Source organism: Micromonospora sp. NPDC050417, assembly GCF_044458865.1.
GTDB lineage: Bacteria > Actinomycetota > Actinomycetes > Mycobacteriales > Micromonosporaceae > Micromonospora_G.
In genome coordinates, this window is sequence record NZ_JBITIH010000008.1 from 67,040 (window position 1) to 93,370 (window position 26,331).

A 26,331-nucleotide genomic window follows, 5' to 3' on the forward strand; every position below is an offset into this window, starting at 1 on the left:
CCTCCTTGCGGGGATCAGCCCTTGACCGCTCCGATCACGACACCCTTGGCGAAGTGCCGTTGCAGGAACGGGTAGACCAGGCAGATCGGGATGAGGGAAACGACCAGGATCGCCATTTGCAGCGACTGCTGCGGTGGCATGACCTCGCCGGGGAGGTCGGCGGCCCCGAGCGCGGTGTTGTCGATGACGTACGTGCGGAGCACGAGCTGTAGCGGCCACTTCTCGGTGGAGTTGATGTACAGGACCGCGTTGAAGAACGCGCTCCAGTAGCTGACCGCGTTGAAGAGTGCGACCACGGCGATGACGGCCTTCGACAGCGGCAGCATGATCCGGGTGAGGATCTGCAGTTCGCTGGCACCGTCGATCCGGGCCGCGTCGATGATCTCCTTCGGCACCTCCATGAAGAAGGCGCGGACGATGATGATCTGGAACGCCGAGGTCAGGCCGGGCAGGATCAGCGACCAGTACGAGTCGATCAGCCCGAGTTCCTTGATCAGCAGGTAGTTCGGGATCATGCCGGCGTTGAAGAACATGGTGAAGAGCACCAGGAGCAGGATCGGCCGGTGCCCCCAGCTCCCCGGCCGGGACAGCGAGTACGCCAACAGCGCGGTCACCACGACCGAGAGGCCGGAGCCGACCAGGGTGATCCCGATCGACACCAGGGTCGCCCGGGTCACCACGCCACCGCGGAAGATGGCCCGGTAGGCGTCGAGGGTGGGGTTCTCCGGCCAGAGCACGTACCCGCCGGCCTTGGCGATCTGGGCCTGGTCGGCGAGGGAGGTGGCGATCACCGCCAGGAACGGGGTGAGCACCAACGCGCAGGCGACGAAGAGCACCACGCCCTTCAGTCCCCGTACCGCCGGGCTCGGCGGGTTGGCGCCGTTGATGGTCCGCAGCCGGCGGGCCCGCGAGACCCCCGGCATCAGCTTCGTCGGTCGCGGCCGGTGTTCTGTCCGGGTCACCATTTCGCGTACAGCCCTCTCTCCCCGAACAGGTGCGCGACCTTGTTCGCACCCAGCACCAGGACCGCGCCGACCAGGCCCTTGACCAGCCCGACCGCGGCCGATGTGCCCCAGTTGCCGCCCGCGATTCCGTAGTTGTAGACGTAGGTGTCGAGCACCTCCGACGCCTCCAGGCCGACCGGCCCCTGCTGGAGGAAGATCTGCTCGAAGCCGACCGAGAGCACGTCACCGAGCTTGAGGATGAACAGCAGGATGACCACCGGTCGGATGGCCGGCAGGGTGACGTGCCAGAGCTGCCGCAGTCGTCCGCCGCCGTCGACCGCGACCGCCTCGAACAGTTCCAGATCGACCCGGGAGATGGCGGCGAGGAAGATGATCGTTCCCCAGCCCGCGTCCTTCCAGACCACCTGGGACGTGATCAGGGCCATGAAGAGGTCCGGGTCGCCGATGATGCTCAGCAGCGGCAGGTCGTGCGCCCGGGCCCAGGTGTTGTAGAGGCCGGCGTTGCCGAGCATGTGCTGGAACAACGCCACCACGATCACCCAGGACATGAAGTGCGGCAGGTACAGCACCGACTGCACCACCCGCTTGATCCGCTCGCTGAGCAGGCTGTTCAGCAGCAGGGCCAGCACGATCGGCACCGGGAAGACGAGCGCGATCTGGAGGAACGAGATGACCAGCGTGTTGGTCAACGCGTTGAGGAACGCGGGATCACCGTTGAAGATCACGTCGAAGTTGTCGAACCCCACCCAGGGCGATTCCCAGATGGTCAGGTACGGCTGGTAGTCCTTGAACGCGATCACGTTGCCGATCAGGGGTACGTACTGGAACAGCAACACCAGGAGGACTCCGGGCAGGGCGAGCAGCAGCAGGAACCGGTCCCGCTTGAACCGTCGCCAGGACGCGAGCGACCTGGAGGGCGTACGCGGCCGGGGTGGCGCTGCCGGCGAAGCCGGAGGAGGCTTACCAGCGGAGTCACCGGGTCCGGCCGTACCCGCGCCGCCGGTGTCGTCCCCGCCCGGATCGGCTTCGACCGGTAGGTCCACCGCCAACCCCGTTTTCCGTGACATCCCGCTGGAAGCCATCTCTCGCTCCTCCGATTCGCCCCGACACCGACACCGCTACGACTGCGTACTCACCCCTGGCTCGCGCGGGCCGCCACGTACTCGGCCCGGATCTGGTCCCCGCCCGCGCGGCGCCACTGCGCCACCGCCTCGTCCCAGGCGCCGATCGGCTTGCGCCCGGAGACGATGTCCAGTTCGACGTTGTCGATAATCTTGCTGAGTTCACCGGACTTGTCGATCGAGGTGTCGGAGTAGAGCCCCTCGGCCGGGTTACGCAGCATCCGGGGCACGACCTTCTCCTGGTACGCCCGCTGGGCGTCCACCCGTGCCTTCTCCGCCGGGCCGAGGATCGGCGGGGCCTCGGCGACGTACTCCAACGGGAGCTTGACCTCGGTGTTGCCCAGCGCGGTCCGGACCGGTACGTCGTCGCGCCAGGTGTAGTGCTGTCCCTCCACGCCGAACTTGCGGAACATGTACTCGCTGGTGCCCAGCGGTGTGGCCAGCCAGTCGCAGATGCGCAGCAGCTTGCGCAGCCGCTCCGGGTCGGCCTTCCTGAACGCGGTGAGCGCGAAGGTCGGGGTGCCGGTCCGGTTGATGCCCTCGCCCCCGCTGAAGCCCGGGGCCGCGATGCCGCCCACCTCGACCTTGTACGTGTTCGCGAGGATGTCCCAGGCCGCGTAGCCGTCCGAGGTGAGGCCGAGCGTGCCGTTGCCGAACAGGTCACGCAGTTGCAGCTTGCCGCCCATCGCGTCCGGGTGGAACAGCCCCGCCCGGTACATCTCGGCAACCCGGGCGACCGCCTCCTTACGCTGCTCGGTCTCGAACTCGGAGGTGAACGCGCCCCCCTCCTCCCGCCAGACGTTCGGCACGTTCAGCATGTTGCCGACAAAGGTGATCACGCCCTTGGGGTGACCGAACGCCCACTGGTTCGCCTTCGCGTTCGTCAGCCCCGTGGCGAGTTCGAGGAACTCCTGGTAGCTGCCGGGGGCCGGGTTGAGACCACGCTGCCGGATCAGGTCCTGCCGGGAGAACATGATGGTGCCGGCCACCCCCCGGGGGATCGGGATGGCATAGATGCCGCTGCCGTACCCGGTGGAGAGCCACGAGTCGCGGGGAATGTTGGCCAGGAACGGGAAGTCCTTCACCGCACTGCCCGACAGCAGGCCACTCAGGTCGGCGCAGAGCCGGGTCAGCACGTCCGCCCGCTTGGTCAACCGGGCCGAGATCAGCATGACGTCGGGCAGGTCACCACCAGCGATCACGGTGGACAACTTGTTCAGGTAGTCCGCCGACGGGGTCATGGTGATGTTGAGCTGCGCACCGACCCGTTTGTTGAGTTCCTGCCAGTAGCCGTTGCCACCGAGGCCCGGAGGCACCGGGTTGAACATGTTCGTAAAGATCGACACCTCGCCGGCACCGTCACCGGGCTTGTCGGAGAAGGCGTCGACCAGCGTCCGGGGGTAGCGGTAGTACGCCGCCATCACCCCTTCCGGGGTCGCCGGAAGGTCCGGCTTGACCAACTCCGAGGCGATGTAGTCGGGCAACTGGGCGGTGGACGGACCGGATGGCTGCCCCGACTCCGCCGTGTTGCAGGCGGACAGCAGGCCGCCCGTACCGGCCGCCACTGCCGTACCACCGACCATCGTCAGGAACCGACGCCTGTCGAAACGCGCGTCAACCACGGCACTCTCCCATCTGTTGTGAACGGCCAGATATGTCCTCAGCGCAGGATGAGCGTGATGACCTGCCAGGGGCGCAGGTCAACGGTGAAGCGGCCGTCCGGGTCAGACCGCCGTCGGGCGATCTCACGCTCGTCGGCGTGACACAGCACCGCGCTCCCGGCCGCTCCGGCCGGGTGACGCAGGGCGAACGTGCTCGGCCGGCCGGCCAGGTCCTGTAGCCGCAGCAGCAGCCCGTCGCCGTCGCGGGACTGCGCGACGGTGGCGTGCACCCACTCGGGCAGGTCCAGGTCGAGCAGGGAACCGGCCGGCTCGGCCAGCGGCCTCGGATCGAGGTCGAACTTGTCCAGCCGGGTCACCTCGGTCGCCACCGCGGCGGCCCGCACCTCGCGGGCGAACCGACCGGCGGCCACCGGGTCGAAGCCCGGCAGCGGGGTGAAGGCGTACCGCAGGGTCAGCGAACCGTCCTGCTCCGGCGGGGTGTTGGTGGGCCAGTAGTTGTTCATCACCCAGGAGAAGAGCCCACCGGTCGCCGGTGTGAACCGCTCCGGCCAGGCGCCCCGCACAATGTCCCCCGCCGTGAACAACGGGGCGTCGGCCGAGGTCCAGGCAATCGCCGGACCGGCCGGTGCGGTCTCGACGACCACGCCGTACTGGGTGGTGAACCACTCGTGGCAGGCTCCGGGGGCGTGGTCGGTGGCCGGGTCGACCCAGCCCTGCTGCCGGTCGTAGCGGAACGTCGGGTCGTCGGCGGCGAACGGGAACGCCACGTAGACCGACTCCTTGCCGAGCACCCGCTCCTTGTCGAACCCGACCAGCACGTCGATCCGGTCGCTCCGGTCACGCAACAGGATGTCGACCTCGATCCGGGGCAGGCTCGGCGCCGTGCCGACGGTGCGCAGTCGCCACCCGTCGTAGCCGCGTCGCAGACCGACCGGCCGCATCGTCGCCGGGCTGACCGTCAACTCGGGACGGTCGGTCACCGGGCGTCGGCCGAGCAGGGTCGTACGCGGTGCCGGCGGATGGGCGTGTGGCGTACCCGAATGATGGTGCGGATGTGGGTGCGAATGCTCGGCCTGGTCGCCCCGGGTGAGCGAGTCGGGACCGTTGAGGACGTGCAGCACCTGCCCGAGCCGCCACGGCGAGGTGTCGTCGAGCAGTTCGCGTCCGGTGGACCGGTGGGTGAGTCCGAGCACCGCCCCGGTGAGCGGGTCGAGCCTGAGCTGCCAGCGCTCGGTGGTCAGCGTCGCCGGCACCGACCCCCAGTCGTCCCGTTCGGCGGGCAGGCCCGTGGCCCCGCCGCCGTCCTCCTCGCCGGGCGAGAGGGTACGGGCACCACCGACCGGCACCGTGCGGTAGCCGAAGGGCGGAACGTCCGGCACGGTGACCCGGAACCGGTGCAGCCCGTTGCAGTCCGCCAGCACCTCGGCACCGAGCGGTTCACCGTCGAGCAGGAACGGGGTGCCGGCCTTCGCCTCCACCTCGACCTCGATGTCACGCCGCCAGCCCAGCGGGTTCTGCACCAGCAGGGTCGGGCCGGCCGTGGTCACCAGCTCACCGAGTTGGCTGAGCGCCCGGCGGGTCTCGTCCACCGCCGACCGGTACGCGGTGTGCACCTGGTGCCGCTTCCAGTCGAGCTGGTCGGCGACCTGCTCGCCGTGCGGGTGGGCGTTGGCGTGAGCCCAGGTCCAGGTGTGCTCGCAGCCGTACAACGCCCCTTCCCAGGCGGCGTCGAGCACAGCCCGGTGCGGCCGGTAGGAGGGGTCGAGGTGGGCCACCAGGGCGGCCAGTGCCTCCGCCGCCGGCAGTGCGCTCTGGGCCCGCCGATGCTCGGCCGCCACGGTCGCACCGGTACCGACCCCGTCCTCCCAGTAACTGCCACCGTCGCCACGCCAGACCGGCAGCCGGTCGGCGAGCGGACGGACCGCGTCGAGGTAGTCGGGAATGGTGGAGACCAGGATCCTCGGGTACGCGTACACGGCGTTCCACCGGGCGGCGAAGCCGGCGTCCCCGTCGCCAAGGTCCTCGTTGTCGGCGTGGGTGCCGATCACCGCGAGGTCGTGTGGCAGGTAGCCGGGGCGTTCGTAACGGGCCAGCAGCCGGGGAAACGAGTGCGCCCCGCCGGTGATGGTCTGCGGGTCGCCGACCATGAACCGCAGTTGGGAGTAGGTGTCGGAGAAGTGGGTCAGGACGCGTTCGCCGTCCACCCCTTCCCACATCACCGGGCTTGCCAGGTGCTGCTGGTCGCTGTCGGCGTTGCCGCCACGGTGGTGGTTCTCGATGCCGACGAAGTCGTCGATGCCGAGTGCACGCAGCATCGACGGGACCGCCCAGGAGTACGAGGGCACGTCGGTGAGGTTGGCGTACGTCACCGGCACCTGGTGCTCGGCGCGGAGTCGGGCGGCCAGGTAGGCGGCCCGGTACACCTCCTCCAGGCTCGCCACCCCGGAGAGGAAGAGGCTGTGGAAGGCGTTCACCGCCAGCCGGCCCGAGCGCAGCGCGGCGAGCACCCGCTCGGCCCGCTGATCCGAGCGGGTGGCCAGGTACTGATCAATGATCATGGAGCCGTCGACGGAGAAGGCGAACCGCTCCGGTCGGTCGAGCGCGTCCAACGCCCGGTCGAGGTTACGGCTGTGCAGCTCCAGGACCTTGCCCTGAAGATCGGTGTAGCCGACGTCCAGGTGGACGTGCGGGATGAGGTGCAGGGTCCACTTTCGGCCCGGCCGCAGCGCGAAGGTGACCGGCTCGGCACCGTCGAGGCGCACCTCGGCGTCGGTCACGGCGACGAGTTCCGGCACCGGGAACCGCACCCGGACCTGGCCGAAATGCCGGCCCGGCCGGTCCAACTCCAGATCGTGGCTGGCGTCACCGATCCGCACCAGCGCGTGCCGTGGCCAACTCTGCCCGCCGGCTGGCACCGTGACCGTCAGCTCCAGTAGCTGACACAGTCCCGCATCCCGGTCGGTGTCCGCCGGCTCGCCGTGGTTGGCGTCGAGGTAGAGCGGGGTCGCCACCAGGTCGAGGCCGTGACCGGCCCCGGCACCCAGTTCCGCCCCGGCCGGCAGCAGGGTGAGCCGGTGCCAGGTGATGCCGCTGCCGAAGTGGTTGCCGAACTGCTCCCGGTGCCGCGCACCGTCTCCGTCGTCGACCCCGGTGAGCGGGCCGGTCGCCGCGTCCCGGTCGACGGTCGTGGTCAGCGCGAGGACGTGCTCCCCCGGGACGAGCCAGGCCGCCGGCAGTGGCACGTCGAGCGTGACGTCGCCGGCGATCGGGCCGTGGCGGTAGGTCTCGGACCGGTCCTCGCGGCGTACCGAGGGATGGAACAGGCCACGGTACGCCCCGTCGATCTCTATCTCCAGATCGGGACAGGGGCCGTGGCCGGCGGCGAACTCCAACCGGAGCAGCCAGCCACCGGCCGGTGCCGGGCCAGATTCGATCCGGAACGCTAGCTCGACCCGGTGCGGTCGCCACCCGGTGGAGGCGTTCAACGGCCCGGGTTGGAACGCCGGCAGGTCCACGCCGGCAACGGCGAGGGTCAGCGGCGACGCGACGGTCTGCACGGACACGGCGGCCATCTCAGTGCAGTTCCGGGAGGGAGAGCACGCTGCCGTACTCCTCCAACGCCGAGGCCAGCTCGGCGTACCGGTATTCCTGCACCGGACGGTCGGCCTGGATCGACTGGGCGGCGAGCTCGCCGCACGCCTCACCGAGCATGCCGTAGTTCGGTTCCATCCGAGGTGAGCTGAACCCGACGTGCGAGGCCGAGAAGCAGACCGGTACGGCGATGTTCTCGACGCCACCACGGGCGGGGAAGAGCACCTCGGCCGGGATCTGGTAGAGGTCGACCGGCGGGTTGTACTCGGTGCCGCTGAGCGTGCCCTCGCCGACGATCGTGTCGTCCCCCTCGGTGTAGTACTGCACGACATGGCAGTCCATGCCGTACTTCCAGCAGCAGACCGAGCTGTCCTTGGTGTTGTTCGGCTTGAGCAGGTCGTGCTGGGTCAGGACCTTCGCGCCGACCATCCGGCGTCCCTCGCGGACGTAGAGGGCGTGCGGGAAGCCGTGCCCGTACGGGCTGTCCACGAACTCGTCCGGCGGCAGGCCGAAGGTCTGCGTGTCGACGCGGAACGACTCCGGTAGCGACGGGTCGTTGGCGAGCCAGTACAGCATCCCCCGATGCCACCGGACCTGCTCGGCGATGACCTCGTCGCGGCGCTGCCAGGTGCCGTCCGGGTAGGCCCAGGAGGCGCCCGGCAGGTCGAAGCCGATGAAGAGGGCCTGGTTGGTCTGGTACTTGTTGTTCGGCAGCAACGCGGTGTGGGTGACGATGTCGGAGAGCCCGGTGACGCCGCGCTGTTCCAGCATCGCCCGCAGGTGGAGGTAGAGCCCCGGGTCGTAGTCGTCCGGCCTGGTGAACGGCATCCGGTCGGCGTTGCGGGACAGCACACCCCGGAAGTTGTACGCCTGGGTCTTGTCGTCGGCCTCGCCCGCCTTCATGTCCGGCACCGGTCCGACCGGGTAGCCGGTGTTCGGGCGGAACACCTTCCGACGCAGCGCCTGCACCGGTTGGAAGCCGGCGAACGGCTCGTCGTACTGGTCGGCGGACTCGCGTCCGAAGGTGTACGGCACCCCGGCCGCCGCCATCAGGTCGCCCTCGTAGCTGGCGTCGATGAAGAAGCGGGCCCGTTCCCAACCGTGCGCGGTCCGCACGCCCCGGATCCGCCGGCCCCGCATCTCCAGGTCGTCGGGGCCGTGGATGCGGTGTCCGACCAGGACGGTCGCCTTCGCCTCGTCGAGCAGCCGCTGGGCCACCCGCTCGGCGACCTTCGGCTCGAACCGGTACTCCGCGCCGTCCTTGCCGTACTCGGCGCCGATCCCCTCGAAGTAGCGCGTGTGGGTGAGCCCGGCGAGGGCGGCGATGATGTTCGGCGCGTCCGACTTCACCAGCCCGCCCGCGACCACACCGCCGACGTGCCCGGTCGGCTCCAGGATCAGGGCGCTCAGTCCGCGCAGCCGCAGCCGCAGCGCGGCCATGATGCCGGCGAGGGTGGCGCCGTAGATGATGACGTCGTAGTTGTCGTCGCCGTCGGGGGTGCGCTGGCCGGCGGTGGTCACCGTTCGTTCTCCCATGTCCGTTGCTTCCTCTTCCGGTCAGGCCGTGGGTACGCGGGGCAGGGGCGGGGCGAGCACCGGTGTGGCGCCCTTGCCAGCCTGCGAGGGTCGGGTGCGCCGGATCTCGTCCGGCCAGGCCACCGGGATTCCCAGGGTGGTGGTGAGCAGGCCCTGAAGCTCCCCGGTCAGGCTCGTGGAATCGGCCACGGCATGTGGTTCGGTGTCGCGGTCGAGGCAGAACGCGGCCAGGGCGCCGACCGCCTCGCCGATGCTCCACTCGACGGGGTGCAGCCGGTAGCAGCCGTTGGTGATGTGCGTGGTGCCGATGTTCTTGTTCGCCGGCAGCAGGTTGCGCACGCGTACCGGCACCAGCGCACCGAGCGGGATCTGGAAGGGGTAGCACTCCAGGTTCACGTAGTTGATGCCGGCGGTGCTCGGGTGCAGGTCGATGTTGTAGTGGCCGACGCCGACCGCATCACGGAAGACCTCGGATCCGGCCCCGGCGGGCCGGTCGGTGACCGAGACGTGCTGTTCCAGCACGGTGAAGCGGGCCTTGATCCGCCGGGACTCCCGGACGTAGACGTGCTTGGCGAGACCGTCCTCGGTACCGGTCAGGTCGGGGCGCAACCGCAGCCCCGGGTAGCCGTGCCCGTCGTCGTGCCGAGGGGCCTCGGTCTGCATCCAGTAGAGGTACGACAGGGAGAGTTCCTTGCACCGCCGCAGGGCGTGCTCGCGGGCCTGCGCGTCCACGTCGGCCCCGACCAGCGGCGCCTCCCAGTAGTCGGTGTTGGGCCAGTTGACCAGGGAGATGTCGCTGTCCACCAGGGCCGGGTCGAACTGTGAGCGGGCCCGGATGCGCCGGAAGTGCCACAGGTCGGGGAGGCGAACCGCGTCGGTGTCGCCCTCGAAGATGTGGTTGACCCGCCCGCTCATCGTGTGGATGTCGATCTTTTCCCAGGAGAGCTGGGGGCCGGGCCAGAACGGGTCCACGTGGGTCTTCCAGTGGTCGTACGAGGCGGGGCGGTCGATCACGTGGTCCTCACCCGGTCGGTACTCCAGGGGGAAGCACCAGGTGATGGCCTGCTGGTCGGTCGGGTCGGCGACCGGCGCCGCGTACCGCTCTCCGGTCTCGTCCTGGGACTCGGCCCCGACCACGTGCTCGACTCCGGCCAGTTCGAGCAGGTCACCGAGTTCGGTGGCGTCGGCGACCAGGCGGGCGCTGACCGTGGTCCGCACTCCGGTGCGGCGGCTCTCCAGGGTGACCGAGGTGATCCGGTCGCCGTCGGTCTCGGCCGCCACCGGTACGTTCTCGTAGAGCACCCTGATCCGACCGGCCGAGATGTACGGCATGAGCAGTTCGTCGATGACCGCGACGCCGACCCGTGGTTCATGGCAGAGCCGGCTGACGTTGCCGAGCCCGGGGTTGAGAGTGGGGTTGGCCGCGGCCTCGGGACGCAGCGGGTAGTTGCGCCGGTAGTAGTCCCGGATGCGGTTGCGCAGGTCGCGGTAGCCGGCGGAGATGTGCTCGGTCTCGATCCAGGGATGTTCGTCGGAGGGGACCGCCTGCGCGGTCAACTGTCCCCCGAGCCAGTCGGTTTCCTCGGTCAGCACCACCCGACGGCCGAGCCGTGCGGCGGTGAGAGCGGCGGAGACCCCACCCAGACCGCCGCCGACCACCAGCAGATCGGTCAGCACCTCGACGTCCCTGCTCATGACCGCGCTCCTCGTGTCCACTTCGTAGTCATCCTCAGCACACCCCAGAGATTGCTAATCTATTTGCGCTTCAGCGCCGGCAAAAGGATTGCGGCTACGTTACATCCGATCGTCGATCTGATGTCAAGAGGTTTCGGCAGCAGTTTTGCCGTCATGTAGAGACAAAGTTATTAGCAAATATTTGCTCTTCACTGCCGTCGATGCTCATGTTAAAACCAGATCCATGACATCAGCACCCGCTCTGCCCGGCCTGTATCACTACCGTCCGTCACACCACCCCTGGACCTCCCCAACCGGGTCCGAAGTGGTCGAAGCGGACGTGGTCGTCTATGGCGCGACCTCTGGCGGGGTGACCGCCGCGGTCCGTGCCGCGCGCGGCGGGTTGTCGGTCGTCCTGCTCGCCTTCGGCGACCACATCGGCGGAATGAGCGCCTCCGGGCTGGGCACCACCGATGTCGGCCGGGCCGCCGCGGTCGGCGGCCTCGCCCGCACCTTCTACCGGCAGGTCGCGGCGGTCTACCAGGCGCCGGACCCGCACTGGGACGTCGAGGGCTCCGTCGCCGAGGAGATCTTCGAGACCTGGCTCGCCGAAGCGGGCGTACGGGTGTTCCGGCGGCAGCCGCTGCGCGACGTACGACGCGAATTCGACCGGCTGGTCGAACTTCGTACCGACGACGGCAGCAGGTTCCAGGCCACGGTCTTCGTCGACGCGTCCTACGAGGGCGACCTCATGGCCCAGGCGGGAGTCACCTACACCGTCGGCCGCGAATCCTCGGCACAGTACGGCGAGCCGAACGCCGGGGTGCAACACAGCGTCAACCATCAGTTCGAACGACCCGTCGACCCGTACGTCGTACCCGGTCAGCCCGGCAGCGGACTACTGCCCGGCATCTCGCCCGACCCGTACGGCACCGTCGGCGACGGCGACCGGCGGGTCCAGGCGTACAACTTCCGGCTGCACGTCACCACGTCCGCCAAGCGCATCCCGTTCCCCCGGCCGGAGGGCTACGACCCTGACCGGTACGAACTCCTGCGGCGCTACATCGAGGCGGGCGTCTACGAGCTGTACGGCCGCACCACCCGCGTACGCGGCGACGTGTTCGACATGAACAACCACGGCGCCTTCTCCTCCGACCACATCGGCGCCAACTACGACTGGCCGGAGGCCGACCACGCCCGACGGGAGGAGATCTTCCAGGACCACGTCCGCTACCAGGCCGGACTCCTCCACTTCCTGGCCAACGACCCCCGCCTGCCGGCGCCGGTACGGGACGCGACCCGTGAGTACGGGCTCGCCCCGAGCCAGTTCGCCGACACCTCGCACTGGCCACACCAGCTCTACATCCGGGAGGCCCGACGAATGGTCTCCGAGCACGTGATCACGCAACACGACGCCACCGGCCGGGTACGCGCCCCCGACCCGGTAGCCCTCGCGACGTACGTGATGGACTCGCACAACGCCAAGCGGGTCCTGCGCGACGGGGAGGTACGCAACGAGGGCAACGTGCAGCACCCGCTCACCATCCCGCTCGGTGTGTCGTACCGTTCGCTGATTCCCCGGGCCGGCGAGTGCGCGAACCTCATCGTCGCCTCGGCGATCTCCGCCTCGCACATCGCCTTCGCGACGGTCCGGATGGAGCCGGTGTTCATGATGCTCGGCGAGGCGGCCGGCGCGGCTGCCGGACTGGCCAGCACCGGCAAGGTGGCCGTGCAAAACGTCGACTACGAGGAGCTACGCAAGGAACTGACCCGAGCCGGTGCGATCCTGACCTGGCCGCCATCGGTCTAGTAGGAGGATGAGAGCGTGACAAAACCACGCAGCCGCAGCTCGCGCCAGGCGGACATCGCGCGCGAGGCCGGCGTCTCCCAGTCGACCGTGTCCATGGTGCTCAGCGGCTCCGGAGACCTCGCGAGGATCTCGACCGAGACTCAGCGGCGGGTGCTCAGCGCGGCCCGCCGGCTGCGCTACACCTCGGTCGGGCCGCAGCGCACCGGCGGAACCGGCACCCGCAACGCACCACTTCTGCTTGGCGTGCACACCTTCGAACCGATCTTTCCCACCAGTGCCCGCGACTACTACTTCGAGTTCCTCAAGGGGATCGAGGAGCAGGCTGGGATCGAGGGCTGCAACCTGGTGCTGTTCACCGCGGCCCAGAACGAGGACGGCGTCCGTCGCATCTACCAGGGCTCGGTCAACGGGCTCCGGCAGGCGGCGGGCAGCCTGCTGCTCGGTCACCACGCCAACCGGGACGACCTCGCCCAACTCGCCGGTGACGGACACCCCTTCGTCTACATCGGGCACCGTGAAGTGCCCGGGACGGAGATCGCCTACGTCGGCGGCGACTACCGGGGGGCGACCGGACGGATCGTCGACGACCTGGTGGCGATGGGGCACCGTACCTTCGCGTACCTCGGCGAGGCGGTGCGCTACGAGCCACAGGTCGATCGTTGGGAGGGCTTCGCGGCGGCACTGGACCGCTTCGGACTCGCCATCCCCGCACCGGCGATCGGCCGGCCGGAGGAGCTGACCGCCCAGTGGCTCGACGACACGGTCCGGGCGGGTGCCACCGCCATCCTGGTCGAGTCGGTCAGCCTGCTGCGCGTCCTGGCCGCCATGATCCGCCTGCGCGGCCTGAGCATTCCACAGGACCTCTCGGTCATCCTGCTGGTCGACGTCCCCGCCGAGGAGGGGAACGAGCGGTGGGCCTCGCTGCGGATCCCCCGCAACGCGATGGGACGCCGGGCGGTACGACTACTCACCTCGCTGCTCACCGACCCGACAGGAGATCACGAACAGCAGATCCTGCTCCCCTGCACGCACACTCTCGGATCGACCGTCGCCCCACCCCGGGTGCTCTGAGTCGGGTCCGCTCACCGGTCGTCCTGGCCCGGCTCAGGTCCGGACGACCGGTGGGCGTGCACCGCCGTCAGCGCTTGTTGCGGTAGAGGTACATGGTGACCGGGCCGAAGATCCCGACCAGGACCAGGCAGGCGAGCAGGACCGCACCGATCTGGCCGGTGGTGGCCTCGCCGGCCATCAGGCCGCGGACCGCGGTCGCCGCGTGACTGATCGGGTTGGCCCGCACCGCCGCCTCCAACCAGCCCGGCATGGTGCTCGGGTCGACGAAGATGTTGCTGCCGAAGGTGAGCGGGAAGAGCACCAGCATGCTCACCCCCATCACCGAGTTCTGTGTCCGCAGCAGCAGGCCGAACATGGTCCAGACCCAGGTCAGGCTGAACGAGAAGAGCAGCACCAGGAGCACCCCGAGCAGCACGCCGATCGCGCCGCCACCGGGGCGGAAGCCGAGGGCCAGCCCCAGTCCGATGACCACGGCGGAGGCGAGGGCGTAGCGGAGGGCATCGCCGAGCAGGGCGCCGACGATCGCCGACGGCCGCCAGATCGGCAGCGTACGGAACCGGTCGAAGATCCCCTTGGTGATGTCGTTGTTCAGCGTCATCCCGGTGTACATGGTGATCATGACGACGGTCTGGAGCAGGATGCCCGGCAGCAGATATTGCAGGTAGTCGCGAGGTGAACCGGCCAGCGCACCGCCGAGCAGATAGGTGAAGATCAGCGTCAGCATCACCGGGAAGATGGTGACGTCGAAGAGCTGCTCCGGCACGTGCCGGATCTTGCGCATGGCCCGCCAGCCGAAGGTCACCGAGGCGGAGAGCGCGCTCGGCCTGGGCGGACGGGAGCGGGTGGCGAGCACCGCCCGCAGCGCGTCCTCGTCCACCGGACGGGCGGTCGTCGTCGTACTGGTCATACCGGCACCTCCTCGATGCTCTCCTGGGCGCCGTCCTCGGCGGGGTGGCCGGTCAGGGCGAGAAAGACCTCGTCGAGACTCGGCTGCCCGAGCGAGAAGTCGGTGACCGCGAGCCCGGCCCGGGTCAGCTCGGTGAGCGCGGTCGCCACCCGTGCCGGGTCGGCGACCCGGGCCGAGAGGGCCAGCGGGTCGGACTCCAGCACCACCGGCACGCCCAGCGCCTCGGTGAGCACCAGCTCGGCCGCGGTCCGCTGCTCGGCCTCACGCAGCCGGACCCGTACGGCGCCGGCACCGACCGACGCCTTGAGTTCGCCGCTGGTCCCCTCGGCGATCACCCGCCCGTGGTCGATCACCGCGATCCGGTCCGCGAGCTGGTCCGCCTCCTCCAGGTACTGCGTGGTGAGCAGCACGGTGGTGCCGGAGGCGACCAGCGCCCGGACGATGTCCCAGACCTGGTTGCGGCTGCGCGGGTCGAGACCGGTGGTCGGCTCGTCCAGGAAGAGCAGATCCGGGGTGACCACGATGCTCGCCGCGATGTCGAGCCGGCGCCGCATCCCGCCGGAGTATGTCTTGACCAGCCGCCCGGCCGCCTCGGTCAGCCCGAACGCGGCCAGCAGCTCGTCGGCCCGCCGCCCCGCCGCCCCCCAACCGAAGCCGAGCAGCCGGGCGAGCATCAGCAGGTTCTCCCGGCCGGTCAGTTCGTCGTCGACCGAGGCGTACTGCCCGGTCAGGCCGACCCGGGCGCGTACGGCGTCGGCCTCGCGGACGATGTCGTGTCCGAAGACCCGCCCCGTGCCGCCATCCGGGCGTAACAGGGTGGCGAGCATCCGGATGGTGGTGGTCTTTCCCGCGCCGTTCGGCCCGAGGAATCCGTAGACCGTGCCGGCCGGCACCGCAAGGTCAACACCGTCGACCGCCCGATTGGCGCCAAATATCTTCACAAGTCCGGACGTTTCAATGGCAAAATCCACGCCCACCGTTATACCAACCCGGTCGGACATTCAGCCGCTTAAAAGCGAAAGGAAGGGGCCCTTGTTATCGCCTAGGCGATAACAAGGGCCCCTTCCTTTCGTATGGTCAGGCTTTGTCGAGGACCTCGGTGACGAGGGCGCGGGCCTCCTCCTGGATCCGGGTCAGGTGCTCCGGGCCCTGGAACGACTCCGCATAGATCTTGTAGACGTCCTCGGTGCCGGACGGGCGGGCGGCGAACCAACCGGATTCGGTGGTGACCTTCAACCCGCCGATCGGCGCCCCGTTGCCCGGCGCGTTGGTCAGCGTCGCGGTGATCGGCTCACCGGCGAGTTCGGTCGCGGTCACCTGCTCCGGCGACAGCTTGCTCAGCGCCGCCTTCTGCGCCCGGTCGGCCGGGGCGTCGATCCGGGCGTACGCCGGCTCGCCGAACCGGGCCACCAGATCGGCGTAGTGCTCGCTCGGGGAGCGGCCGGTGCTCGCCTGGATCTCCGCGGCGAGCAGGCAGAGCAGGATGCCGTCCTTGTCGGTGGTCCAGACCGAGCCGTCATGGCGTAGGAAGGAGGCGCCCGCGCTCTCCTCGCCGCCGAACCCCACCGAGCCGTCCAGCAGCCCCGGGACGAACCACTTGAAGCCCACCGGCACCTCGATGAGGGTGCGCCCGAGGTCGGCCGCGACCCGGTCGATCATCGAGGAGGAGACCAGCGTCTTGCCGATCGCGGCCTGCGGGGACCACTGCGAGCGGGTCCGGAACAGGTGCGCGATGGCGACGGTCAGATAGTGGTTGGGGTTCATCAGTCCGGCGTCCGGCGTGACGATGCCGTGCCGGTCAGCGTCAGCGTCGTTGCCGGTGGCGATCTGGTAGTCGGCCCGCGCGGCGATCAGCGAGGCCATCGCGTACGGCGACGAGCAGTCCATCCGGATCTTGCCGTCCCAGTCCAGGGTCATGAACCGCCAGGTCGGGTCGACGGCCGGATTGACCACGGTCAGCTCCAGCTTGTGCCGCTCGGCGATCTCCCCCCAGTAGCCGACGCTCGCCCCACCGAGCGGGTCGGCGCCGATCCGCACCCCGGCCGCCCGGACCGCCGCCAGGTCGACCACCGAGGGCAGGTCGTCGACGTACGCGCCGAGGAAGTCGTACCGGCCGGTGGTCTGCGCCGCCCGGGCCCGCGCGTACGGGATCCGCTGCACCCCGGCGAGCCCGTCGGTCAGGAGTTGGTTGGCCCGGTCCTGGATCCAGCGGGTGGCGTCGGTGTCCGCCGGCCCGCCGTGGGTGGGGTTGTACTTGAAGCCACCGTCGCTCGGCGGGTTGTGCGACGGGGTGACCACGATGCCGTCGGCGAGGCCGCTGGTCCGACCCCGGTTGTGGGTCAGGATCGCGTGTGAGAGCGCCGGGGTGGGGGTGTAGCCGTCCCGACTGTCGATCAGCACGGTCACCCCGTTGGCGGCCAGCACCTCCAGCGCGGTCACCGTCGCCGGTTCGGAGAGCGCGTGCGTGTCCCGAGCCAGGAAGAGCGGGCCGTCGACCCCCTGTTCGCGCCGGTATTCGCAGGTGGCCTGCGTGATCGCGGCGATGTGGTCGGCGTTGAACGCGGTGCTCAGACTCGACCCGCGGTGCCCGGACGTGCCGAACGCGACCTGTTGGCCGGGGTCGGCCGGGTCGGGGTGCTCGGTGTAGTACGCGGTGACGAGGTGCGGTACGTCGACCAGGTCACCGGGTGACGCGGGCTGACCGGCGCGGGCGTGGACCGACATCGGCGTGTTCTCCTCCTGGCTCTGGCGCGGAGCCTGCTGTGCTGCGGCGCCGAGTGTATGAGCTGACCTTACGGCTCGACCCGGTGGCCCTTTCCGATGACGACGATCCCGGCCTCGGAGACGGTGTAGCGGGCCCGGTCACGCTCCAGGTCGACGCCGATCTCGGCCCCCTCGGGGACCACCACGTTCTTGTCCAGGATCGCGTTGCGCACCACCGCGTGCCGGCCGATGTCCACGCCCTCCATCAGCACCGAGCCCTCGACGTGCGCCCACGAGTTCACCCGCACGTTCGGCGAGACCACCGAGTTCTCCACCAGCGCCCCGGAGACCACCACGCCGGGCGAGATCATCGAGCCCACGGCGCGTCCCACCCGCTCCTGCCAGCCATGCACGAACTTCGCCGGTGGCCACGGCGGGTGGTCGGTGTAGATCGGCCAGGCCGAGTTGTAGAGGTTGAAGATCGGGTGGATGGCGATCAGGTCCATGTGCGCCTCGTAGAACGAGTCGAGCGTCCCGACGTCGCGCCAGTAGCCCTGGTCCCGCTCGGTGCTGCCCGGCACCTCGTTGTCGCGGAAGTCGTAGACGTTCGCCTCGCCCCGGTCGACGAGCATCGGGATGATGCTGCCGCCCATGTCGTGCCGGCTGGCCTTGTCCGCCGCGTCGCGCTCGACCGCCTCGCAGAGCACCTTGGTGGTGAAGACGTAGTTGCCCATCGAGGCGTAGATCTCCCCCGGTGCGTCCGGCAGCCCCCGGGCGTCGGTGGGCTTCTCCCGGAACGCCTGGATCCGGCGGCCGTCGGGTCCCACCTCGATGACACCGAACTGGTCGGCCTGGTGCAGCGGCTGGCGGATCCCGGCGACGGTGACGCCGGCTCCGGAGGCGATGTGGTCGGCCACCATCTGCCGGGGGTCCATCCGGTAGATGTGGTCCGCGCCGAACACGATCACGTAGTCCGGCTTCTCGTCGTTGATCAGGTTGAAGCTCTGGTAGATCGCGTCCGCCGAGCCGGCGAACCACCAGGGTCCACGGCGCTGCTGGGCGGGGACCGGGGCGACGTAGTTGCCGAGCAGGTTCGACATCCGCCAGGTCATGGTGACGTGCCGGTCGAGTGAGTGCGACTTGTACTGGGTCAGCACGACGATCTTGAGATAACCGCCGTTGGCCAGGTTGGAGAGAACGAAGTCGATCATTCGGTACATGCCGCCGAACGGCACGGCCGGCTTGGCCCGGTCGGCGGTGAGCGGCATCAGGCGCTTGCCCTCGCCGCCGGCCAGGACGATGGCGAGGACCTTCGGCGACATGTACCGACGCTAACCACAGCCAGCCGTTCGCACCAGTCGTACGAGGCAACATGCTGGACTAGTGTGCGGAACGTGGCCGAAACCGCTCCGTACGACGGACGACTCCGGATCGACCTGCTCACCCGCGAGTACCCGCCCGAGGTGTACGGCGGAGCCGGGGTGCACGTGGAGTACCTCGCCCGGGAACTGCGCCGCCTGGCCGACCTGCGGGTGCACTGCTTCGGCGCGCCGCGTACCGGCCCGGACGACCCCGCCGGGGTGACCGCGTACCCCGAGCCGGTCGAGCTGGCCGGCGCCAACCCGGCGCTGCGCACCATGGGCGTCGACCTGGCCATGGCCGCCGGATGCGCCGGCACCGACCTGGTGCACAGCCACACCTGGTACGCCAACCTCGCCGGCCACGTCGCCAAGCTGCTGCACGGGGTGCCGCACGTGGTGACGGTGCACAGCCTGGAGCCGCTGCGGCCGTGGAAGGCCGAGCAGCTCGGCGGCGGCTACGCCCTCTCCTCCTGGTGCGAACGGACCGCGCTGGGCGCCGCCGACGCGGTGATCGCCGTCTCCGCGGGTATGAAACGCGACCTGCTCGCCGCCTACCCGGAGGTGCCGGCCGAACGGGTCCGGGTGGTCCACAACGGGATCGACACCCGGCAGTACGCCCCCGACCCCGGCACCGACGTGCTGCGCCGCCTCGGCGTGGACCCGGACCGACCGAGCGTGACGTACGTCGGTCGGGTGACCCGGCAGAAGGGCCTGCCGTACCTGCTCCGGGCGGCCCGGTCACTGCCGCCGGAGACCCAACTGGTGCTGCTCGCCGGCGCCCCGGACACGGCGGAGATCGCGGCCGAGGTGGAGTCGTTGGTGGCGGAACTGCGCGCCACCCGGGACGGGGTGGTCTGGGTGGCCGAGATGCTGCCCAAGCACGAGGTGATCCAGGTGTTGAGCCACACCACCGTCTTCGCCTGCCCGTCGGTCTACGAGCCGATGGGGATCGTCAACCTGGAGGCGATGGCCTGCGAGACGGCCGTGGTCGCCACCGCCACCGGCGGCATTCCCGAGGTGGTCGCCGACGGGGAGACCGGTCTGCTCGTCGGGATCGAACAGGCCGACGACGGCACCGGTACGCCGCTGGTGCCCGAACGCTTCGTCGCCGACCTGGCGGCGGCGCTCAACACCCTGCTCGCGGACCCGGACCGGGCGGCCGAGTTCGGCAGGGCGGGGCGGAGCCGGGCGGTGGAGCACTTCTCCTGGGACGCCATCGCCGATCGGACGATGGGGGTCTACCGCTCGGTGCTCCCGGTCACCTGATCAAGGAAACCGCCCCGGGCTGCGGTGGAACCGGACGATCGGATTTCAACCGGGCGGCGGGGCGGCCGGGGCAGTAGGTTGGCAACCGTGACGGGACGGTTTCCGATCGAAGAGATCACCCCGGCGGTGGCGTGCGGTCGCTATCCCGCCAAGGCGGTGGTGGGCGAACTGGTGCCGGTCAGCGCACGGGCCTACCGGGAGGGGCATCGGGCGCTCGGCTGCAACGTCGTCTGGACCGGCCCGGACGGCGTGTCACGGCCGTTCACCCGGATGCGCCCCGAGTGGGACGACCGGTGGTACGCGACCATCGCGCCGGACGCCGTCGGCGCCTGGACGTACGCCGTCGAGGCGTTCGACGACCCGTACCTGACCTGGCGCGACGCGGTCACCAAGAAGACCGCGGCCGGGCAGGACGTGGCCGAACTCGGCAACGACCTCGCCGAGGGAGCGGCGCTGATGGACGCCGCGTCGGCACTGGTCCCGTCCGACGCACAAGGCGACGTGAAGGCCGCCGCGGCGGCGCTGCGCGATCCGGAGTTACCGCTGCACCTGCGCCTGCGCCCCGCCCTCGACCTGGCCGGGCTGCTCTGGGAACACCCGGTGCGGCGCCTGGTCACCCGGAGCGACGAGTATCCACTCTGGACCGATCGGCCACGCGCCCTCTTCTCCGCCTGGTACGAGTTCTTTCCCCGCTCCGAGGGGATCGCCCCGCCGACCGAGGGCGATCCGGCCGCACACGGCACCTTCGCCAGCGCCGCCAGCCGACTGCCGGGCGTCGCCGCGATGGGCTTCGACGTGCTCTACCTGCCGCCGATCCACCCGATCGGCCGGGTCAACCGCAAGGGCCGCGACAACTCCCTGACCGCCTCGGCCGACGACGTCGGCTCGCCCTGGGCGATCGGCGCCGCCGAGGGCGGTCACGACGCGATCCACCCCGAGCTCGGCACCGCCGAGGACTTCCGGCGGTTCGTCGCCACGGCCGGCGAACTCGGCCTCGAAGTCGCGATGGACCTGGCACTACAGGCCGCCCCGGACCACCCCTGGGTGACCGCACACCCGGAGTGGTTCACCACCCTCGCCGACGGGTCGATCGCGTACGCGGAGAACCCGCCCAAGAAATACCAGGACATCTACCCGCTCGACTTCGACCGGGACCCGGAGGGGATCCGGGCCGAGATCCTGCGGGTCGTCACCCACTGGGTCGGGCAGGGCATCCGGATCTTCCGGGTGGACAACCCGCACACCAAACCGTTCGACTTCTGGGAGTGGCTGATCCGCGAGGTCAAGGCCCTCGATCCGGAGGTGCTCTTCCTCGCCGAGGCGTTCACCCGGCCCGCCGTCATGCACGGCCTCGGCAAGATCGGCTTCACCCAGTCGTACACCTATTTCAGTTGGCGCAACAGCGCCGACGAACTGCGCGAGTACTGCGCCGAACTGCTGGCGGCGGCGGACTACATGCGGCCGAACTTCTGGCCCAACACGCCGGACATCCTGCCCGAGCCGCTCCAGCACGGCGTACCGTCGATCTTCAAGATCCGTACGGTGCTGGCCAGCCTCCTCTCCCCCTCCTGGGGCATCTACGCCGGCTTCGAACTCCTCGAACACGAGGCACTGCCCGGCGGCGAGGAGTACCGGAACAGCGAGAAGTTCGAACTGCGACCCCGGGACTGGACGGCAGCCGAAGCCGAGGGCCGGTCCCTGGCCCCGTTCATCGCCCGGCTCAACGCCGTACGCCGAAAGAACCCGGCGCTGCACTGGCTGCGCAACCTGCGGTTCCACCACAGCGACAACCCACAACTGCTCTGCTGGTCCAAACGGGACCCGCAGACCGGCAACACCGTGCTGGTGGCCTGCTCACTCGACCCCTACCACGCCCAGTGGGCCAACCTCAGCCTGGACCTGCCCGCACTCGGCCTGGACTGGTCCGACCGGTTCACCGTCTACGACGAGTTGAGCGGCGCCCGGTACGAGTGGGGCCAGCACAACGTGGTCGGCCTCGACCCGCACCAGCCCGCGCACGTCTTCACCGTGCGACACCCCGGCACACCCCCGACCACCGCGCCGAGCACACCCGACCCCGCCCCCTCCCCCGAGACGACGAGATGACGCCACTGATGGATGGAACCCTGGACTCGTTGATCTCCGGTGTGGCGTACGACCCGCACGCCGTCCTCGGTGCACACCCGCGCGACGGGCAGACCCTGATCCGCACCTGGCGCCGGGGCGCCCAGCAGGTCACCGTCCTGGTCGGCGACGACCGGCATCCGACGCGCCGGATCCACGACGAGGGCGTCTTCGAGGCGACCGTGCCCGGCACCGTGCTCGACTACCGGGTCGAGGTGGACGGCAAGATCCTCGACGACCCGTACCGCTTCCCGCCGAGCCTGGGCGAGATGGACCTGCACCTGATCGGCGAGGGCCGCCACGAACGGCTCTGGACCGCACTCGGCGCCCACCCCCGCGACGACGGCGGGGTTTCCTTCGCCGTCTGGGCCCCGAACGCCCGGGGCGTTCGGGTGGTCGGCGAATTCACCGGCTGGGGTGCCCACGAGGGCTGGCCGATGCGCTCGCTGGGCAACAGCGGTGTCTGGGAGATCGTGGTCCCGGAGGCCCGCCCCGGCCAGACGTACAAGTACCGGATCCTCGGCCGGGACGGGATCTGGCGGGACAAGGCCGACCCGATGGCCGCGCACACCGAGGTACCGCCCCGGACCGCCTCGGTGATCTACCAGTCCGGTTACCAGTGGTCCGACGACGACTGGCTCGCCCAGCGGGCACGGCGGCACCCGCACCAGGAGCCGATGAGCGTGTACGAGGTGCACCTCGGCTCGTGGCGGCCCGGTCTCGGCTACCGGGAACTGGCCGAACAGCTCACCGCGTACGTGGTCGACCTGGGCTTCACCCACGTGGAGTTCATGCCCGTAGCCGAACACCCGTTCGGCGGCTCCTGGGGCTACCAGGTCACCGGCTACTACGCCCCGACCTCCCGGTTCGGTACGCCCGACGAGTTCCGCCACCTGATCGACCGGCTGCACGCCGCCGGCGTCGGCGTCCTGCTCGACTGGGTACCGGCGCACTTCCCCAAGGACGAGTGGGCACTGGCCCGGTTCGACGGCACCCCCCTCTACGAGCACCCCGACCCGCGGCGCGGCGAGCACCCGGACTGGGGCACGTACGTCTTCGACTTCGGCCGCCGCGAGGTGCGCAACTTCCTGGTCGCGAACGCGCTCTACTGGTGCGCCGAGTTCCACGTCGACGGGCTGCGGGTGGACGCGGTCGCCTCGATGCTCTACCTGGACTACTCCCGCGAGGACGGGCAGTGGCTGCCGAACCAGTACGGCGGCCGGGAGAACCTGGAGGCGATCGGCTTCCTCCAGGAGACGAACGCGACCGTCTACCGGGAGCACCCCGGGGTGGTGATGATCGCCGAAGAGTCCACCGCCTGGCCCGGCGTGACCCAGCCGACCCACGGTGGCGGGCTCGGTTTCGGCTTCAAATGGAACATGGGCTGGATGCACGACACCCTGAACTACCTGGCCAAGGAGCCGATCCACCGGCAGTGGCACCACAACGAGCTGACCTTCTCCCTGGTCTACGCGTGGAGCGAGAACTACCTGCTGCCGATCAGCCACGACGAGGTGGTGCACGGCAAGGGCTCACTCGCCGGCAAGATGCCGGGCGACACGTGGCAGCGGCTGGCCAACACCCGGGCGCTGCTGGCGTACATGTGGGCGCACCCGGGCAAGCAACTGCTCTTCATGGGCAGCGAACTCGCCGACGACCAGGAATGGAACGTCGACCGGGGGCTGGACTGGAACCTGGGCCACGACCCGGCGCGGGCCGGGGTGCAACGGTTGGTCCGGGATCTGAACGCGAACTACCGGGCCCATCCGGCGCTGTGGAGCCAGGACACCACCCCGGACGGGTTCCGCTGGATCGTCGGCAACGACGCCGGCAACAACACGGTCGCGTTCATCCGGATCGCCGCCGACGGCTCTCCCCTGGTCTGCGTGGCGAACTTCTCCGCCGTACCGCACGAGGTGTACCGGCTCGGCATGCCGGTGGCGGGCGTGTGGCGGGAGGTGGTCAACACCGACGCGCAGACGTACGGGGGTTCCGGGGTCGGCAACCTGGGCTCGGTACGCGCCGAGCCGGTGCCGTGGCACGGTCAGCCCGCCTCGGCCACGCTCCGCCTCCCACCGCTCGGTGTGCTCTGGCTCCGCCCGACCCGCTGACCCGGCCCGCTGACCCGGCTCCTGCCGCCGCCGTGCCGATCGACCCGGCTCCGCCGTCACCGCCTCGGCGGGCGCGCCGGTCCGGAGGTGTCAGGTGATCGTCGGGGTGACCAGGGCGGCGATCGCCGACTGATCGAGTTCGGCCCGGCTCTCGAAGTCGGTGGCGCGGCTCACCTCGGCCCAGTGGGAGGCTTCCTGTGCCCGCGACAGCGACGACTCCTCGGCCAGGCGCACGGCGTCGGAGCCGAGCAGCAGCCGCAGCGGCGGGTCCGGCAGTCCGACGATGCCGACGATGACCTGCGCCGCCCGGGCCGGGTCACCCGGCTGCTGCCCCTCCACCTCGCGGCGGTACGCGTGGATCCGCCCGACGGTCTCCTGGTAGTCCGGGCCGACCTCGGCGATCCGCATCGAGGAGCCGCCCCAGTCGGTCCGGAACGCCCCCGGCTCGATGATGGTCACCCTGATGCCGAGCGGTCGCACCTCGTTGTGCAGCACCTCGGAGAAGCCCTCGACGCCGAACTTCGCGGTCTGGTACGCACCCAGACCGGGGGTGCCGCCGACCCGCCCGCCAATCGAGGAGAACTGGAGGAAGTGCCCGGAGCCCTGACGGCGCAGCACCGGTAGCGCCGCCTTGGTGACGTTGACGACGCCGAACAGGTTCGTCTCGACCTGCTCGCGGAAGTCGTCGTCCGAGGTCTCCTCGATCGGCCCGCTGTTGGCGTAACCGGCGTTGTTCGCCACCACGTCGAGCCCGCCGAACGTGTCCAGGGCGACCTGGACGGCGACGCGGGCAGCGGCCGGGTCGGTCACGTCGAGCGCGACCGCGCGAACCTGGTCGCCGTGGTCGCGTACGAGTGTGTCCAGTTGCTCGGGCCGGCGGGCGGTGGCGACGAGGTTGTCACCGTTGGCGAGCACCGCACGCCCCAGTTCCCACCCCAGACCCCGGGAACTGCCGGTGACCAGCCAGGTCTTTGCCATGGTCGAAATACTTCCGTACGCGTTGCGTCCCCACGTCTCGTCCTCAGAACTGGAGAACCCCCTCCGATTCACGTTCTTCGGCACGAACAGGCGTGGACGAACCCGGGGCGGGGAAAGGCTAACCACCACCTGCCCGATCCGGGGCGGCCAGGAGAGGGTGGTGGCGTGGAGCCGATCGACGTGGCGTTCACACTCGTCGGACTCGGCGCGCTGCTCGCCGGTGTCCTGCCCCGGATGCTGGAACACCGGCCGCTGTCCATGCCCATCGCCTTCCTCGGGCTCGGCATGCTGGTCTTCCTGCTGCCGACCGGACTACCCAGCCCCGATCCGCTCGCCCACCCACAGTTGACCACCCACCTCACCGAGATCGGTGTGATCGTCGCCCTGATGGGCGCCGGGCTGAAAATCGACCGAAGGGTCGGCTGGCGACGCTGGTCCTCGACCTGGCGGCTGCTGGCGATCGGCATGCCACTCTGCATCGCCGGCGTCGCCCTGCTCGGCTGGTGGTGGGCGGGGCTGGTGCCGGCCGCCGCGCTACTGCTCGCCGCCGCGCTGGCACCGACCGATCCGGTGCTCGCCGCCGACGTACAGGTGGGTGAGCCAACCGCCGTCGAGGACAACGAAGACGAGGTACGGTTCGCGCTCACCTCGGAAGCCGGACTCAACGACGGGCTCGCCTTCCCCTTCGTGTACGCCGCGATGGCCATCGCCACCACGGGCGTCGCCACCAGCCTCGGCCCGGTCGACTGGCTCACCCGGTGGCTCACCGTCGACGTCGCCTACAAGATCGGCGTCGGGATCGGGGGCGGGCTGCTCGTCGGCTGGCTGCTCGGCAAACTCTTCTTCCGCGCCCCGTCACACCTGCGACTCGCCCGGCACGCCGAGGGATTCGTCGCCATCGCCGCCACCTTCCTCGCGTACGGGCTGATCGAGGTGATCGGCGGGTACGGCTTCCTCGCCGTCTTCTTCGCCGCGCGGGCGATCCGGGCGGCGGAACGGACACACGAGTTCCACGGAGTCCTACACGACTTCGCCGAGCAGATCGAACGGCTGCTCACCGTACTGCTGCTGCTCTTCCTCGGCGGCGCCGTGGTCGACGGGCTGCTCGCCCCGCTGACCTGGCCCGCCGCCCTCGCCGGGCTGGCCCTGGTCTTCGTGATCCGGCCGGTCGTCGGCTGGCTGTCGCTGCGCGGGGCACCGGGGCGTCCCGCCGAGCACTGGGTGATCGCGTTCTTCGGCATCCGGGGCGTCGGCTCGTTCTACTACCTCGCGTACGCCACCGGGCACGCCGACATCCCCCAGCTCGACCTGGTCTGGGCGACGGTCGCCCTGGTAGTGATCGTCTCGGTGGTGCTGCACGGCATCGCCGCGACCCCGGTCATGCGCCTGCTCGACCGCGACGACGAGCGTACGTCCAACGCGACGGAAGGGGAACCGGCACGCGACCCTGCGCGGGATTCGGCGCCTACCGGCACGGCGGTGGGGTAGACA

Annotated in this window: 17 protein-coding genes; 6 read left to right on the top strand and 11 right to left on the bottom strand. The window is 70.0% G+C overall.

Features of this window, described 5'->3' with window-relative positions:
• Window positions 1-14 precede the first annotated feature (14 nt).
• From ACIBF5_RS12595 to ACIBF5_RS12620, 6 genes are read right to left on the bottom strand one after another with little or no spacing between them, the layout of a single operon-like run.
• Complete coding sequence (locus ACIBF5_RS12595; protein WP_396810965.1) at window positions 15-923, bottom strand: carbohydrate ABC transporter permease; 909 nt, start codon at window positions 921-923, stop codon at window positions 15-17.
• Window positions 924-958: 35 nt separating this feature from the next.
• Window positions 959-2,047, bottom strand: coding sequence for an ABC transporter permease (locus ACIBF5_RS12600; protein WP_396810967.1), 1,089 nt, complete (start codon window positions 2,045-2,047; stop codon window positions 959-961).
• Window positions 2,048-2,097: 50 nt separating this feature from the next.
• Window positions 2,098-3,708: an extracellular solute-binding protein gene (locus tag ACIBF5_RS12605; protein ID WP_396810969.1), complete on the bottom strand. Its 1,611-nt coding sequence runs from the start codon at window positions 3,706-3,708 to the stop codon at window positions 2,098-2,100.
• 38 nt (window positions 3,709-3,746) lie between these two features.
• The gene (locus ACIBF5_RS12610; protein WP_396810971.1) at window positions 3,747-7,271 is read right to left on the bottom strand and encodes a hypothetical protein; all 3,525 of its coding nucleotides are present in this window, start codon (window positions 7,269-7,271) and stop codon (window positions 3,747-3,749) included.
• A 10-nt stretch (window positions 7,272-7,281) separates the two neighbouring features.
• Complete coding sequence (locus ACIBF5_RS12615; protein ID WP_396810972.1) at window positions 7,282-8,835, bottom strand: FAD-dependent oxidoreductase; 1,554 nt, start codon at window positions 8,833-8,835, stop codon at window positions 7,282-7,284.
• A 21-nt stretch (window positions 8,836-8,856) separates the two neighbouring features.
• Window positions 8,857-10,530, bottom strand: a complete 1,674-nt coding sequence (locus ACIBF5_RS12620) for an FAD-dependent oxidoreductase (protein ID WP_396810974.1) — start codon at window positions 10,528-10,530, stop codon at window positions 8,857-8,859.
• Window positions 10,531-10,834: 304 nt separating this feature from the next.
• On the opposite strand from ACIBF5_RS12620, the gene ACIBF5_RS12625 reads away from it, so the two are divergent.
• Window positions 10,835-12,319, top strand: a complete 1,485-nt coding sequence (locus tag ACIBF5_RS12625) for an FAD-dependent oxidoreductase (RefSeq protein WP_396810976.1) — start codon at window positions 10,835-10,837, stop codon at window positions 12,317-12,319.
• A gap of 15 nt (window positions 12,320-12,334) precedes the next feature.
• On the top strand, window positions 12,335-13,390 hold the full coding sequence (locus ACIBF5_RS12630) for a LacI family DNA-binding transcriptional regulator (protein WP_396810977.1): 1,056 nt from the start codon (window positions 12,335-12,337) through the stop codon (window positions 13,388-13,390).
• Between the two features lie 67 nt (window positions 13,391-13,457).
• Here the strand turns inward: ACIBF5_RS12630 and ACIBF5_RS12635 are convergent, their stop codons facing one another.
• The 4 genes from ACIBF5_RS12635 to glgC all read right to left on the bottom strand — a co-directional run bounded on the left by ACIBF5_RS12635 (window position 13,458) and on the right by glgC (window position 18,322).
• Window positions 13,458-14,297 (bottom strand): ABC transporter permease, encoded by an 840-nt coding sequence (locus ACIBF5_RS12635; protein ID WP_396810979.1) that lies wholly within the window; start codon window positions 14,295-14,297, stop codon window positions 13,458-13,460.
• A complete protein-coding gene (locus ACIBF5_RS12640) occupies window positions 14,294-15,298 on the bottom strand; it encodes an ATP-binding cassette domain-containing protein (RefSeq protein ID WP_396810981.1) in 1,005 nt (334 codons plus the stop codon). Before ACIBF5_RS12640 ends, ACIBF5_RS12635 begins: the two co-directional genes overlap by 4 nt.
• A gap of 76 nt (window positions 15,299-15,374) precedes the next feature.
• A complete protein-coding gene (gene pgm / locus ACIBF5_RS12645; protein ID WP_396810983.1) occupies window positions 15,375-17,021 on the bottom strand; it encodes a phosphoglucomutase (alpha-D-glucose-1,6-bisphosphate-dependent) in 1,647 nt (548 codons plus the stop codon).
• A gap of 68 nt (window positions 17,022-17,089) precedes the next feature.
• The gene (gene glgC, locus ACIBF5_RS12650; protein WP_396810985.1) at window positions 17,090-18,322 is read right to left on the bottom strand and encodes a glucose-1-phosphate adenylyltransferase; all 1,233 of its coding nucleotides are present in this window, start codon (window positions 18,320-18,322) and stop codon (window positions 17,090-17,092) included.
• A 72-nt stretch (window positions 18,323-18,394) separates the two neighbouring features.
• Between glgC and glgA the strand changes: the two genes are divergently transcribed.
• The 3 genes from glgA (at window position 18,395) to glgB (ending at window position 23,862) form a co-directional block, all read left to right on the top strand.
• Window positions 18,395-19,627 (top strand): glycogen synthase, encoded by a 1,233-nt coding sequence (gene glgA, locus ACIBF5_RS12655; RefSeq protein ID WP_396810987.1) that lies wholly within the window; start codon window positions 18,395-18,397, stop codon window positions 19,625-19,627.
• Window positions 19,628-19,714: 87 nt separating this feature from the next.
• Window positions 19,715-21,733, top strand: coding sequence for an alpha-1,4-glucan--maltose-1-phosphate maltosyltransferase (locus ACIBF5_RS12660; protein ID WP_396810989.1), 2,019 nt, complete (start codon window positions 19,715-19,717; stop codon window positions 21,731-21,733).
• Between the two features lie 20 nt (window positions 21,734-21,753).
• Window positions 21,754-23,862 carry a 1,4-alpha-glucan branching protein GlgB gene (gene glgB, locus ACIBF5_RS12665; protein WP_396811291.1) on the top strand — a complete coding sequence of 703 codons (2,109 nt, stop codon included), beginning with the start codon at window positions 21,754-21,756 and terminating at the stop codon, window positions 23,860-23,862.
• Window positions 23,863-23,952: 90 nt separating this feature from the next.
• Here the strand turns inward: glgB and ACIBF5_RS12670 are convergent, their stop codons facing one another.
• Entirely contained in the window at window positions 23,953-24,840 is an 888-nt protein-coding gene (locus ACIBF5_RS12670) for an oxidoreductase (RefSeq protein ID WP_396810991.1), read from the bottom strand.
• A 165-nt stretch (window positions 24,841-25,005) separates the two neighbouring features.
• Between ACIBF5_RS12670 and ACIBF5_RS12675 the strand changes: the two genes are divergently transcribed.
• Window positions 25,006-26,328 carry a cation:proton antiporter gene (locus tag ACIBF5_RS12675; protein ID WP_396810993.1) on the top strand — a complete coding sequence of 441 codons (1,323 nt, stop codon included), beginning with the start codon at window positions 25,006-25,008 and terminating at the stop codon, window positions 26,326-26,328.
• The last annotated feature ends 3 nt before the right edge of the window (window positions 26,329-26,331 follow it).

Bases quoted from the DNA above. Each gene is read 5' to 3' on its own strand.
- ACIBF5_RS12595 (WP_396810965.1), bottom strand. From the start codon at position 923: ATGCCGGGGGTCTCGCGGGCCCGCCGGCTGCGGACCATCAACGGCGCC.
- ACIBF5_RS12600 (WP_396810967.1), bottom strand. From the start codon at position 2,047: ATGGCTTCCAGCGGGATGTCACGGAAAACGGGGTTGGCGGTGGACCTA.
- ACIBF5_RS12615 (WP_396810972.1), bottom strand. From the start codon at position 8,835: ATGGGAGAACGAACGGTGACCACCGCCGGCCAGCGCACCCCCGACGGC.
- ACIBF5_RS12620 (WP_396810974.1), bottom strand. From the start codon at position 10,530: ATGAGCAGGGACGTCGAGGTGCTGACCGATCTGCTGGTGGTCGGCGGC.
- ACIBF5_RS12635 (WP_396810979.1), bottom strand. From the start codon at position 14,297: ATGACCAGTACGACGACGACCGCCCGTCCGGTGGACGAGGACGCGCTG.
- ACIBF5_RS12640 (WP_396810981.1), bottom strand. From the start codon at position 15,298: ATGTCCGACCGGGTTGGTATAACGGTGGGCGTGGATTTTGCCATTGAA.
- pgm (WP_396810983.1), bottom strand. From the start codon at position 17,021: ATGTCGGTCCACGCCCGCGCCGGTCAGCCCGCGTCACCCGGTGACCTG.
- glgC (WP_396810985.1), bottom strand. From the start codon at position 18,322: ATGTCGCCGAAGGTCCTCGCCATCGTCCTGGCCGGCGGCGAGGGCAAG.
- ACIBF5_RS12670 (WP_396810991.1), bottom strand. From the start codon at position 24,840: ATGGCAAAGACCTGGCTGGTCACCGGCAGTTCCCGGGGTCTGGGGTGG.